This window comes from Pseudomonas sp. SWRI81 (genome assembly GCF_014268545.1).
Lineage (GTDB): Bacteria > Pseudomonadota > Gammaproteobacteria > Pseudomonadales > Pseudomonadaceae > Aquipseudomonas > Aquipseudomonas hamedanensis.
Map to the genome: position 1 here is coordinate 40,118 of NZ_JABWQS010000018.1, position 12,852 is coordinate 52,969.

At 60.5% G+C, this 12,852-nt stretch carries 9 protein-coding genes; 4 read left to right on the forward strand and 5 right to left on the reverse strand.

The window, feature by feature from the left end; genetic code table 11:
• Positions 1 to 904: 904 nt before the first annotated feature.
• The 3 genes from ccoM to HU765_RS13660 form a co-directional block, all read right to left on the reverse strand.
• Entirely contained in the window at positions 905 to 1,018 is a 114-nt protein-coding gene (gene ccoM, locus HU765_RS27065) for a cytochrome c oxidase subunit CcoM (protein ID WP_016771346.1), read from the reverse strand.
• A 144-nt stretch (positions 1,019 to 1,162) separates the two neighbouring features.
• A complete protein-coding gene (locus tag HU765_RS13655) occupies positions 1,163 to 1,387 on the reverse strand; it encodes a hypothetical protein (RefSeq protein WP_186621194.1) in 225 nt (74 codons plus the stop codon).
• Positions 1,388 to 1,419: 32 nt separating this feature from the next.
• Positions 1,420 to 1,761 carry a hypothetical protein gene (locus HU765_RS13660; RefSeq protein ID WP_003222394.1) on the reverse strand — a complete coding sequence of 114 codons (342 nt, stop codon included), beginning with the start codon at positions 1,759 to 1,761 and terminating at the stop codon, positions 1,420 to 1,422.
• A 253-nt stretch (positions 1,762 to 2,014) separates the two neighbouring features.
• Here HU765_RS13660 and rapA point away from each other — a divergent pair, with 253 nt between their 5' ends.
• Positions 2,015 to 4,861, forward strand: a complete 2,847-nt coding sequence (gene rapA / locus HU765_RS13665) for an RNA polymerase-associated protein RapA (RefSeq protein ID WP_186621123.1) — start codon at positions 2,015 to 2,017, stop codon at positions 4,859 to 4,861.
• A 163-nt stretch (positions 4,862 to 5,024) separates the two neighbouring features.
• On the opposite strand, the gene HU765_RS13670 is transcribed toward rapA, so the two are convergent.
• Positions 5,025 to 6,374 (reverse strand): MFS transporter, encoded by a 1,350-nt coding sequence (locus HU765_RS13670; RefSeq protein ID WP_186621124.1) that lies wholly within the window; start codon positions 6,372 to 6,374, stop codon positions 5,025 to 5,027.
• Between the two features lie 301 nt (positions 6,375 to 6,675).
• Here HU765_RS13670 and HU765_RS13675 point away from each other — a divergent pair, with 301 nt between their 5' ends.
• Both HU765_RS13675 and HU765_RS13680 read left to right on the forward strand, forming a co-directional pair.
• Positions 6,676 to 7,044 carry a YkgJ family cysteine cluster protein gene (locus HU765_RS13675; RefSeq protein WP_186551998.1) on the forward strand — a complete coding sequence of 123 codons (369 nt, stop codon included), beginning with the start codon at positions 6,676 to 6,678 and terminating at the stop codon, positions 7,042 to 7,044.
• Positions 7,045 to 7,194: 150 nt separating this feature from the next.
• Complete coding sequence (locus HU765_RS13680) at positions 7,195 to 9,477, forward strand: EAL domain-containing protein (protein WP_186621125.1); 2,283 nt, start codon at positions 7,195 to 7,197, stop codon at positions 9,475 to 9,477.
• Here HU765_RS13680 and HU765_RS13685 read toward each other — a convergent pair.
• On the reverse strand, positions 9,368 to 10,264 hold the full coding sequence (locus HU765_RS13685) for an NAD(P)-dependent oxidoreductase (protein WP_186621126.1): 897 nt from the start codon (positions 10,262 to 10,264) through the stop codon (positions 9,368 to 9,370). The two genes, HU765_RS13680 and HU765_RS13685, sit on opposite strands and share 110 nt — an antisense overlap.
• 193 nt (positions 10,265 to 10,457) lie before the next feature.
• Between HU765_RS13685 and HU765_RS13690 the strand changes: the two genes are divergently transcribed.
• Entirely contained in the window at positions 10,458 to 12,656 is a 2,199-nt protein-coding gene (locus tag HU765_RS13690) for a hypothetical protein (RefSeq protein WP_186552001.1), read from the forward strand.
• Positions 12,657 to 12,852: the final 196 nt, after the last annotated feature.

A 12,852-nucleotide genomic window follows, 5' to 3' on the forward strand; every position in this document is an offset into this window, starting at 1 on the left:
CGGCCCGCTCGCTGGGGCTCGGGGTTCCTTCGTTACGGGATCGATCCGGGCGCAGCGTCTCCGGTTTGCTTCGCTGCACCTCCTCCCGCTGTGTACGACTGCGTCGTACGGTCGCTGCGCTCCCACGCCCGGATCGATCCCCTAACGAAGCCTGCCGAAGGGGCTAAAGGTCAAAAGCCAGAGCAAAAGCAGAAGCAGAAGCCAGATCAAAAGATCGCAGCCTTCGGCAGCTCCTACAGTTGGATCGCGTGAATTTGATAGAAATTGGCCGGCCACCAGGCCGCCATCGCGAGCAGGCTCACTCCTACATTTGTAATGCATACACCAGTGAGAAACAGGTCGGCTGTCAGGCCGCCTTCGCGAGCAGGCTCGCTCCTACAGTTGGAATGCATACACCAGTGAGAAACAGGTCGGCTGTCAGGCCGCCTTCGCGAGCAGGCTCGCTCCCACAGAAAAGCAAAGCAGCGCAGCTGCCCGCGGCGAAGCCGCCCCACTCAACAATGAGCGTTAGCTCGAGTGCTTTTGATCCACGGGCGACTTCGGGAGGCTGAGCGGAGGGATTGATCCGGGCGTGGGAGCGCAGCGACCGTTTGGCGCAGCCAAACACAGCGAGAGGAGGTGCAGCGAAGCAAACCGGAGACGCTGCGCCCGGATCGATCCCGCAGCGAAGGAACCCGAGCCTGCGAGGGCCGAACGCAGGAGCAAGCCTTTTCGGTTACCTTTTTGGCGTTTGAAAAAGGTGACTCGCCGTAAGGGCGAAACCGCCAGCCGCAGCACCGCAAAAAACGGATATTCACCCAAAACCCCAAAAGCCTGGTCGGCCCAAAGGCCGCCACGGCCCCAAAAAAAAGGGGCAACCGAAGTCGCCCCAAAATGCCTTGCGTGCTCATCAATCCAGAAGAAATCACTTGCGCCGCTTATGCGCATCCTTCCAGATAAAAAATCCAAACCCTGCAAAAAACAGAACCATGAGGCCTACAGTCAAAACCCCGGCAAACACCACGTTATCGAAAAACATGACTGGCCTCCTGGCCCCTGCTTTGCTGCGATGGGGCCAAGTTAGCAAACACACAGGCGCACACATTGACCGGGATCAATATCCGCAACGAAGGGAACAAAGGAAAGGAAATAACTGACCTGCATCAACGAATGCAGCGGGAGATCAACGCTTTTTCGGCTTGTTCTTCGACTGTTTCTTGCTTTTTCCCAACGGCATAGCCTGCTCGAAGGCGTTGCGCACTTCGTTCAAGCGTTTCTCGTTGAGGTCATGCACACGCTTGGCGCGTTCAGTGCTGAGGTCGATCAGTTTGTCGTCTTGGCTCATGGCGTCCGGCACATCGCGAAAGAGATCAGAGCTGCCGATCAGCGGCAGAGTTGCGCCAATCATGCCGCCTCACACGCCCGCTGACCAGCCACAGCTCAAATCTCGATATCAACCCACAAACCCTGACGTGGCTGATCTTCCATCAGCGGCACCACCGGCACGGTGTTGTCAGCGTTCAACTCGGTGCCGGGCACGGCCAGATGTTCTTCGGGGTCTTCATCCGCCTCACGACGACGGCGATCACGCTCCTGCTGGCGACGCTGTTCTTCGCGCGCCAGCAATCGATCCTCTTCGGGATCGCGCTTTTGCAGATCGATCGTGCTTTCATTGGAGCTCTCCTGCACCGGCACCACTGGCGGGATGTCCGGCCGCTGGCGGATCGGATCCTGCTGGGAGGTGATCGGCACAGCGCTCAAGGGCAGCATCGGTGGCAACATATAAAGGGTCTCCTGTGTGCAGGCTATCGGCTGTGACGAGGGCGCCTTGAGCCGCCCGTCGCAAACTTGTGATGCACTTGGCACCTGCAGGCGCTGCCGAAGGCTGCGATCTCTTATGGGACAACGCAAAACCCAAGTGTTCCGACAGATCAAAAGATCGCAGCCTGCGGCAGCTCCTACCCCAGTATTTCTTTGGCCTCAGGGTCGCATTCCGTTAAGATAGCCCGCTTTTTCAAGGTGGGAGTCAGGCAGCATGGCGCAGCAGTATCAACCGGGGCAACGCTGGATCAGTGACAGCGAAGCAGAGCTTGGTTTAGGCACCGTTCTGGCACAGGACGGCCGCTTGTTGACCGTGCTTTACCCGGCCACTGGCGAAACCCGCCAGTACGCGCTACGGAATGCGCCCCTGACCCGCGTGCGGTTCTCGCCCGGCGACAGCATTACTCATTTCGAAGGCTGGAAGATGACCGTGCAGGAAGTCGACGATGTCGACGGACTGATGGTTTATCACGGCCTCAACGCCCAGAACGAAGCCGTTACCCTGCCGGAAACCCAGCTGTCGAACTTCATTCAGTTCCGTCTGGCCAGCGACCGTCTGTTCGCCGGACAGATCGACCCGCTGCCGTGGTTCTCCCTGCGCTACAACACCCTTGAACACACCAGCCGCCAGTTGCAGTCCTCGCTGTGGGGCCTGGGCGGCGTGCGTGCGCAACCGATCGCGCACCAGTTGCACATTGCCCGCGAAGTCGCCGACCGCATTGCGCCGCGGGTACTGCTGGCGGACGAAGTAGGCCTGGGGAAAACCATCGAAGCCGGTCTGGTGATCCATCGCCAACTGCTTTCGGGCCGCGCCAATCGCGTGCTGATCCTGGTGCCGGAAAACCTCCAGCACCAGTGGCTGGTAGAAATGCGCCGCCGCTTCAATCTGCAAGTCGCGCTGTTCGACGAAGAACGCTTCATCGAAAGCGATGCCACCAACCCGTTCGAAGACACGCAACTGGCGCTGGTCGCGCTGGAATGGCTGGTCGACGATGAGAAGGCCCAGGACGCGCTGTTCGCCGCCGGCTGGGATCTGCTGGTGGTCGACGAAGCGCACCACCTGGTCTGGCACGAAGAGAAAGCCAGCGCGGAATATTCGCTGGTCGAACAACTGGCTGAAGTGATCCCGGGCGTGCTGCTGCTCACCGCCACCCCGGAACAACTGGGTCAGGACAGCCACTTCGCCCGTCTGCGCCTGCTCGACCCGAACCGTTTCCATAACCTGGCCGCCTTCCGCGCCGAGAGCGACAACTATCGCCCAGTGGCCGAGGCCGTTCAGGAGCTGCTCGACAAGGGCCGTCTCTCGGCCGAAGCGCACAAGACCATTCACGGTTTCCTCGGCAACGAAGGCGAAGCCCTGCTGACCGCCGTCAACGATGGCGACACGCAAGCCAGCGCGCGCCTGGTGCGTGAGCTGCTCGACCGCCACGGCACCGGCCGCGTGCTGTTCCGTAACACCCGCGCCGCCGTGCAGGGCTTCCCGGAGCGCAAGCTGCACCCGTATCCGCTGCCGTGCCCGGCCGAATACCTCGAACTGCCGCTGGGCGAACACGCCGAGCTGTACCCGGAAGTCAGCTTCCAGGCCCAGCCGGACGCCAGCGAAGAAGAGCGCTGGTGGAAATTCGACCCGCGTGTCGAGTGGCTGATCGATCAGCTGAAAATGCTCAAGCGCACCAAAGTGCTGGTGATCTGCGCCCATGCCGAAACCGCGATGGACCTGGAAGACGCCCTGCGCGTGCGCTCCGGCATCCCGGCCACGGTGTTCCACGAAGGCATGAACATCCTCGAGCGTGACCGCGCCGCCGCCTACTTCGCCGACGAAGAGTTTGGCGCGCAGGTGCTGATCTGCTCGGAAATCGGCAGCGAAGGCCGCAACTTCCAGTTCGCTCACCACCTGGTGCTGTTCGATCTGCCGTCACACCCGGACCTGCTCGAGCAGCGCATTGGTCGCCTCGACCGGATTGGCCAGAAGCACATCATCGAGCTGCACGTGCCGTACCTGGAAACCAGCCCGCAAGCGCGCCTGTTCCAGTGGTATCACGAAGCGCTGAATGCGTTCCTCAACACCTGCCCGACCGGCAACGCCTTGCAGCATCAGTTCGGCCCGCGCCTGCTGCCGCTGCTCGAAGAAGCCGACGACGGCGAGTGGCAAGCGCTGATCGACGAAGCGCGCGCCGAGCGTGAACGCCTGGAAGCCGAGCTGCACACCGGTCGTGACCGTTTGCTGGAACTAAACTCCGGCGGCGCTGGCGAAGGTGAAGCGCTGGTCGAGGCGATCCTCGAGCAGGACGACCAATTCGCCCTGCCGATCTATATGGAAACCCTGTTCGATGCGTTTGGCATCGACAGCGAAGACCATTCGGAAAACGCCCTGATCCTCAAGCCGAGCGAGAAAATGCTCGACGCCAGTTTCCCGCTGGGCGACGACGAAGGCGTGACCATCACCTACGACCGTAACCAGGCGCTGTCGCGCGAAGACATGCAGTTCATCACCTGGGAACACCCGATGGTGCAGGGCGGCATGGACCTGGTGCTGTCCGGCTCGATGGGCAACACCGCCGTCGCGCTGATCAAGAACAAGGCGCTGAAACCGGGCACCGTGTTGCTGGAACTGCTTTACGTCAGTGAAGTGGTCGCGCCGCGCTCGCTGCAACTGGGCCGCTACTTGCCACCGGCGGCGCTGCGCTGCCTGCTCGATGCCAATGGCAATGACCTGTCGCCACGGGTGTCGTTTGAAACCCTGAACGATCAACTCGAAAGCGTGCCGCGTGCCAGCGCCAACAAGTTCATCCAGGCCCAGCGCGATCAGCTGACGCCACGGATCAACGCCGGTGAAGACAAGATCGCCCCGCGTCACGCCGAGCGCGTGGCCGAAGCGCGTCGTCGCCTGGCCGCCGACACCGACGAAGAACTGGCGCGCCTGACCGCGTTGCAAGCGGTCAACCCGAGCGTACGTGACAGCGAACTGGAAGCGCTGCGTACACAGCGTGAACAGGGTCTGGCGATGCTGGATAAAGCGGCTTTGCGCCTGGAAGCGATTCGGGTGCTGGTGGCGGGTTGATCGCCCCGCCCCACCGTTGAAAAACAAGGAGGCCCGCAGTGATGCGGGCCTTTTTGTAAGTCAGTTATTTATCAGCTGATGCTGATAACCCTATCGCGAGCAGGCTCACTCCTACAGTTGGAAAGCGTTCCCCCTGTAGGAGTGAGCCTGCTCGCGATAGCCGTTAAGCAGTCGCCGCCGAAACCTCTGGCTCAACCACCGCCACCAACCCATCCCTCATCCGCTGCGCATCGCGAACAAAACACCGCGACGCCAGAAACAGAAAGACCATGGTCAAAAACAGCGCCACCGGAATCAGGTACATCGCGTCATGCAGACCCACGGCCTTGAACGCTTCGGTCATCTGCTCAGCCCCCGCCGACAACATCGCCGTGTGGGCGAAGTGATCCGACAACCCACCGACCACCACCGGCCCCAGACCACCGCCGAGCAGATACAGCCCGGCGAAGAACAACGCCATCGCGGTAGCCCGCAGGCGCGGTTCGACCACGTCCTGGATCGCCGTGTATACGCAGGTGTAGAAGTTGTACGCGAACAGCCAGCCAACGCTGAACACCGCGACGAACACGCCGATCTCAATGCGCCCGGCATGCAACGCCCACGCCGTGCACAGCGTCGAGATAATCAGGCTGAACGCGGCAAACAACAGCCGGCCACTGGCGAAACGCTGGTGAATCTTGTCGGCGATCCAGCCGCCGAGCGTCAGCCCGACCAGCCCGGTCACGCCGACGATAACCCCGGTCGCCACAGCCGCGTCCTGCAAAGGCATCAGGAAGTAACGTTGCAGCATCGGCACCAGAAACGAGTTGCAGGCGTAGGTGGCGAAGTTGAAACACAGCCCGGCCATCACCAGCCAGAGAAAAGTCGGCACGGCGAGTACCCGGCGAATCGGCCTGTCGACCTTCTCTTGCGAGACCTGCACGGCTTCTGCCGCGCCGCGCTTTGGCTCTTTGATGAAAAACATGAAAATGGCGAGGATCAGCCCCGGTACCGCTGCAATGAAAAACGGCGCCCGCCAGCTGTCGAACGCCTTGACCATCGCACCGATGGTGAAGAACGCCAGCAGCAACCCCAGCGGCAGGCCAAGCATGAAAATGCCCATGGCCCGCGCCCGACGGTGCGCTGGAAACAAGTCGCCGATCAGTGAGTTGGCCGCCGGCGCATAACTGGCCTCGCCAATGCCGATGCCCATGCGCACGATCAAAAAGCTCCAGAAACTGCCGACCAGACCGTTGACGGCGGTCAGCGCGCTCCACGTCGCCAGGCCCCAACCCATCAGCTTGCTGCGCGAACCGGTGTCGGCCATGCGCCCCAGCGGCAGGCCGGCGATGGCATAAACGACGGTGAACGCGGTACCGATGATACCGAGCTGAAAGTCGCTGAGGTGCCATTCCATACGGATCGGTTCGATGATGATCGCCGGGATCGTGCGGTCGAAGAAGTTGAACAGGTTGGCGAGGAACAGCAGGAACAGAATGCGCCAGGCATTCGCCGCTTGGGTCGAGTTCTGCATGGGTCCGTCTCTTTATTGTTATGGGGCTTCACTGCCAACGCATCCGAGCCCGGAACCTGCAATCTAGTCAGCCGCGCGAGGGCTGTCTGTCATCATTCGTCAGCCTGATATCGGCCCATCGCACTGTAACGAAACGTAAGCCCTTGATAAGTCTGCAATCCCCCGAAAACCGGGGGCTTTGCGGCAAAACCCTGGCACAAAAAAATAGTTTCGCGCCCCCCTTCCCAACGCCATGGCAAAGCCTAGAATGGCCGCCGGATCCGTCCGGATCTTCCGATCAATCCCTTTGATACCCCCGCCCATGTCCGAAGCCAGTCCGTGTCTGAATTGCGGTGCCTGCTGTTCCCATTTTCGCGTGTCTTTTTTCTGGGGTGAGTGTTCATCCTCAGGCGGTACGGTCCCCGATGAACTGGTGACCCAAGTCACGCCGAGCCGGGTAGCGATGATCGGCACTGACCGCAAGCCGACGCGCTGCATATCGCTGGCGGGCGAGGTCGGTAGCGCCGTGCAATGCACGATCTATGAACAGCGCTCCAGCCCCTGCCGCGAGTTCGAGGCCTCATGGGAAAACGGCGAACACAACAGCGACTGCGACAAAGCCCGCGCCGCCCACGGCCTGCCACCCTTGCCGCCGCACTGGAATGACCTGCCTCTGGAACGTATTGCCTGACCCTTAGCGCCAATCGCTATGAGGCTAATGTCAAAATCATTCGCGCCAATGTGCCACTACGCCTTGCGCCCCAGAAACGGCCTCTATACTCCAGGCATTCGCCGGCGTTGACGAACGCACCGGCCCGATGAATCCGAGACGGGGCACGCTATGGAGTGGCTTGGTTTGCAGTTTGTTACCGAGCTGCCGGAGAGCGGACAGGTCATACTCAATTGCACCCACGATCCCGTGCTGGTGCTGGTGGCGTATCTGGTCGCGTGCGCGGCCAGTTTTGCCACGCTGGACATGGCCGAGCGGGTCGGCCATGCCGAAAACCCGGGCGCGCGACGCGTCTGGCGCTGGATCGGCGGCGCCTGCCTGGCCGGCGGGATCTGGGCCATGCATTTCATTGGCATGCTGGCCTTTCAGGCCCCCATCGAGATCCACTACCACCTGCCGACCACCCTGTTTTCATTGTTGATCGCCCTGCTCGCCTCGGCGCTGGCCATGCACACCCTGAGCGTGGCGCAGCCGAGTCTGGCGCGTTGCCTGAGGACCGCCGTGGTCATCGGCCTGGGGATCGCCAGCATGCATTACGTCGGCATGGCCGCCATGCAATCGAGCGCCACGGCGTATTACCAACCGAGTCTGTTCGGACTGTCGATCGTGATCGCCGTCGGCGCCAGTTTTGCGGCGTTGTGGGTGGCCGGCTACCTGCGTGAAGGCAGCGGCGTGGCGCATCAGGTGCTCAAATACGTCGCCGCGCTGATGCTCGGCGCCGGCATTATCAGCATGCATTTCACCGGCATGGCCGCCTTGCAACTGGTGCTGCCCGACGGCGCCGCACCGACGATGGCCGTGGAAACCGGCCATCTGCAACTGGGCCTGACGGTCGCGTTGATCATCTTGCTGATTCTGGGCAGCGCCATCAGCGCCGCCATGGCCGACAAGAAACTGCAGAACAAGGAACACGACCTGCGCCGGGTCAACGCCCTGCTCAGCCAGCTCGATCAGGCGCGCATGTCGTTGCAGCAAGTGGCCAACTACGACGCGCTGACCAACCTGATCAATCGCCGTGGCTTCAATCAGCTCTTCGCCGAGAAGCTCAGCCAGAAAGCCAGCGAAGGCGGCATGCTGGCGGTGATGTTTCTCGACATCGACCACTTCAAGCGTATCAACGACAGCCTCGGCCACGATGCCGGCGATGCGCTGCTCAAAGTCATCGCCAGTCACATCAAAAGCTCGGTGCGCAGCCATGAGGACGTGGTGGCGCGGTTCGGCGGTGACGAGTTCTGCATCCTCATCAGTCTGCGTGACCGCGAAGAAGCGCGCAACATGGCCCAGCGCATCATGCTCAAGATGAAAGAGCCCGTCGAACTGGCCGGGCGCCGGATGGTGATGACCACCAGCATCGGCATCAGCCTGTTTCCGCACGATGGCAGCACTTGCGAAGAGTTGCTCAAGCACGCCGACCTCGCGCTGTATCAATCCAAGGGCGCCGGGCGCAACGGTTTGCACTTTTTCAGTCCCAGCCTCAAGACCCGCGCCAGCTTCGAGCTGCAACTGGAAGAGGAATTGCGTAACGCCTTGCGTGAAGAGCACGCGCTGATGCTGTATTACCAGCCGATTTTTGAACTGAAAACCGGCCGCGTGACCAAGCTCGAAGCGTTGATCCGCTGGCAACATCCGACCCACGGCTTGCTGACCCCGGACCGTTTTATCGGCATTGCCGAAAACAACGGCCTGATCGCCGAACTGGACAATTGGGTGCTGCGCCGGGCCTGCAAGGATCTGGGCGAGCTGTCGCGCCATGGCTGCGAAGACCTGAAAATCGCCTGGAACTGCTCACCGCTGAACCTGGCCCGCGAGGAACTGGCCGACGAAATCGAAAGCGCGTTGCGCACTGCCGGCGTCGCACCGGAGCGACTGGAGCTGGAAGTCACCGAGAACGCCCTGATGGGCAATATCGCCAATACCCTGGTGCTGTTGCGCCAGATCCGCGCCCTAGGCGTGTCGCTGTCGATCGATGACTTCGGCACCGGTTATTCATCACTGGCCTACCTCAAGCGACTGCCGCTCAACACCTTGAAGATTGACCGCTCTTTTATCCTCGACATTCCCACCGCCACCGCCGACATGGAAATCGTTCAGGCAATTATCGTCATGGCCCATACCCTGCATTTGCAGGTGGTCACCGAAGGCGTGGAAAGCCTGGAGCAATACGAATTCCTCGAGCGCTCGGGTTGCGATTTCATTCAGGGCTATCTGCTCAGCCGCCCGGTGCCGCTGGATGAATTGCGCCCGGTGCTGGCAGAAATCAATCAGCGCAAGCCATCACACGCGGTCAATCCGTTGAGTCTGGCGCACGGTACATTTGCACCAATGTCGCTGGATCCTTCGCCAAAAAACCCTGCGCCCCATGCAGGCGCATCAGTTGTGCGGCCAATCCGCTGATCGGCGTGGCCGAGCCTTGCTCGCGAGAGAATTTCACCGCCGTGTCGAGATCCTTGAGCAGTGTGCGCACATGCCACTTGATCGGCTCAAAACGGCTCTCGGCCATTTGCGGGGCGAGGATTTGCAAGGGTTTCGAATCGGCAAAGCCACCGGCCAGCGCCTCGGCGATCAGGCGCGCATCGACGCCTGCCTGTTCAGCCAGCGCCACCACTTCGGCAATCACCAGCGCATTGCAGGCGACGATCATCTGATTGCAGGCCTTGGTCACCTGGCCGGCACCAATGCCGCCCATGTGCGTGACGCGCTGACCGAGAGTAAGCAACACCGGGCGCACCCGTTCAAGATGCTCCGCCGCACCGCCGACCATGATCGCCAGGCTGCCGGCTTCGGCACCGACCACGCCGCCGGACACCGGCGAATCGAGCCAGTGCATGCCGGTTTTTTCGGCCAGCTCGGCGGCCATTTCGCGGGTCGCGGTCGGTTCGAGGCTGGAAAAATCCACCAGTAACTGAGCTTTTCTCGCCCCTTCAGCCACACCGCCAGCGCCAAACACCACCTGCCGCACCACCGCCGTGTCGGCCAGACACAGCATGACAATATCGGCGTGTTCGCACAGTTCAGCGGGGCTCGCGACTTGACGGGCGCCAGCTTCAACCAGTGGCGCGCATTTGTCCGGGTTGCGATTCCACACGGCCAGCGGGTAACCCGCGGCCAACAACCGTCGACACATGGGCAAGCCCATCAGGCCGATTCCGGCAAATCCCAACGAAGGTAGCGTTGACATCATTTTGCCTCTTTTCCATTAAAGATCGCCGAATAATGGCCGATTCATCAACGATCAGGAAAGGATTCCGCCCAGCGATCACCCCAGGCCAACACCCTGGCGCTCGGGCCTAATTCGCGCAAAAGACGCGAGATCCTATTCCGTGAGGTTCGCCGGCACTGGTCGGCGAACCAACCCAGTCCAGGTGCATGGCGCAATGACTTCTAACAACAAGCCCGCCACGGCGGTATCCGATCTGACGCTGAATCCTGCCGCCAACAGCGCTTCACCGTCCAGGCCATCGGCTCCCTCGCGCCCGCTGTCGACCCAGCAATACCTGTATTTCACTGAAACCAACACCGACCGCATCCTCGACAACCTCGACGGCCTGCGCGATTCGGTGTTCCCCCGCCCACCTCACCAGGAAGGCGACAACGAGCAGCACAACGATCAGGAATTTCCGTCGGTGTGCCTGATCGGCCTCGGTCGCTGCGGCTCCAACATCGCCCTGGATGTTGCGGAGCTGGTGTACAACGCGCGCAAGTTCTACCTCAACGAATTCAACAACGAAGACCGCCCGGCGGATCGGCGTCTGGCCGACAAGGGCTACAGCCCGGCGCAGTGGATCAAGAACAACCTGCGCATCGGCACCAGCAAATCGACCAAACCGGTGTTTCTGGTCGAACCGCTGGTGATGCTCGGCGACCTCGACAAGGACATCGCCGGACGCATCCGTTTTTCGCGCAAGGGCGAGAAAAGCGGCTTCCTGCGCGACTACAGCAAAATGAAAATCATGGACTTGTCCGAAGTCCACGCCGGTGGCGCCGGCAACGCGCCGATCCTCGGCCAGTACCTGGCGAAGATCATCCTTAATAAGGACACCCAGCGTTTCTCCAGCCCCGACTGGAAAATGATCCACTCGTACCTGATCGACAGCTGCGGCATCAAAGCCAACCAGTCGCGCCTGTACTTTTCAATCTTCAGTGCCGGCGGCGGTACCGGTTCGGGCATGGCCTCGGAGTTTGGTCTGGCCCAGCAGCACTCGTACATGAACAAGACGTTCGACACCAAGCCGATGGATGAACACGACGGCAAGAGCGGTCATTCGTTTGTGTTCGAGCCGATCTTCACCAGCGGCATCTGCGTGCTGCCGAATATTTCCGATCACCGCAGCGAAATGTCCGAGGCGCTGCACATCAACGCCGGGCGTTTGCTGTGCAAATACCTTTCGGAGGAATGGGACTTCTCCTACAACTTCGCCAACGAAGACAGCAGCGAAGCCAGCGTCATGGGCCGTATCCGCCCGTGGAACGCGATGATGCTGATCTCCAACGACATCATGCGTTACGCCGAAGAAAGCGATGACGGCAACATCCAGAACATTGATGTCAATGCGATGGAGAAGCACGCCAACCAGTATATCTCGCAGCAGATCTTCAACATTCTCACGGCGCAGGCCGTTACCACCGACTACGACCAGAACTACTTCCGCCGCGCCGGCATCGACATCGGCGAGACCATTCGCCTGGATGCCAACGATTTGTTCATGAGCCTGGCCGGCCCGGTGGCGATTGCCTACGCCGAATCGGTGGTGCCGGAAACGCCGCCGCCGAGCAGCGACAAGTTCAAGGTCTTCGATAAAGAGCCACAGCGTCTGAACATCGATGACCTGTTCTTCCGCTCGATCGACTTGCCGCACTTCAACAAGGTTACCCAAGCCATCGAAGGCATCAGTTTGTTGCCGATCGAATCCAAGCGTTATCGCGCCTCGCTGGAGCAGTACAAGAATTCTGGTTACGACGCGGCGGCCCTGCACGACCTGCACTTCTTCAAGAACTGCTCGTCGGTGGTCTCGATCGTCTCACTGCCGAAAGACTACAAGTTGTCGTACATGGACTTGAACCGGCTGAAAACCCACCTCAACAGCCTGTTCCCCAACACCACGCTCAAGCGTTACGCGCTGGTGATCGGCGCTTCGGCCAACCTGTCGCTGACCACACTGATTGCCAAGAGCCCGTGCCTGTCGGACGACTTCCTGACCCTGATCGTGGCGTTCATCAAGCGCTGCTTCGCGAAGAATCCGTACCGCTTCGACGAGACGCTGGACAACTCGATTCTCGACTTCATCGTTCAAGAAGATTTTGACGAAGACCGCATCGACGAATTGCTCAACGAGTTCGAAAACCCGGCGAAGATCCTCGACACCAACTGGTACGCGATCAAACCCATGTACGAGAAGAAATACCGCGAGCTGATCAACGACAAAGACAAGTTTGTCTCGATCAACGACATTCGTTTGTCCCGCGATTGCGTGAAGAAGTCGATCAAGTACCTGCGTGAGATCTACCGTCACCGGATTGGCAAGACCAAGGTTATTTCACTGAATAACCATACCGGGAAGACTTATTCGGTCTGATCCAGGACTGAGTCGCCCCTATTCGCGAGCAGGCTCGCTCCCACAGAGATATGCATTCCCCTGTGGCAGCGAGCCTGCTCGCGAAGGCGCCTTCGAATTCATCGCACATTTCAGCTTTGCGAACATTCAGAAACAATTAAGCGGCCCTCAAGCCGCTCAATAAACTGTTCCCGTTACGTTTACGTCACCGTGATGC

Bases quoted from the DNA above. Each gene is read 5' to 3' on its own strand.
- ccoM (WP_016771346.1), bottom strand. From the start codon at position 1,018: ATGTTTTTCGATAACGTGGTGTTTGCCGGGGTTTTGACTGTAGGCCTC.
- HU765_RS13655 (WP_186621194.1), bottom strand. From the start codon at position 1,387: ATGATTGGCGCAACTCTGCCGCTGATCGGCAGCTCTGATCTCTTTCGC.
- HU765_RS13660 (WP_003222394.1), bottom strand. From the start codon at position 1,761: ATGTTGCCACCGATGCTGCCCTTGAGCGCTGTGCCGATCACCTCCCAG.
- rapA (WP_186621123.1), top strand. From the start codon at position 2,015: ATGGCGCAGCAGTATCAACCGGGGCAACGCTGGATCAGTGACAGCGAA.
- HU765_RS13670 (WP_186621124.1), bottom strand. From the start codon at position 6,374: ATGCAGAACTCGACCCAAGCGGCGAATGCCTGGCGCATTCTGTTCCTG.
- HU765_RS13675 (WP_186551998.1), top strand. From the start codon at position 6,676: ATGTCCGAAGCCAGTCCGTGTCTGAATTGCGGTGCCTGCTGTTCCCAT.
- HU765_RS13680 (WP_186621125.1), top strand. From the start codon at position 7,195: ATGGAGTGGCTTGGTTTGCAGTTTGTTACCGAGCTGCCGGAGAGCGGA.
- HU765_RS13685 (WP_186621126.1), bottom strand. From the start codon at position 10,264: ATGATGTCAACGCTACCTTCGTTGGGATTTGCCGGAATCGGCCTGATG.
- HU765_RS13690 (WP_186552001.1), top strand. From the start codon at position 10,458: ATGACTTCTAACAACAAGCCCGCCACGGCGGTATCCGATCTGACGCTG.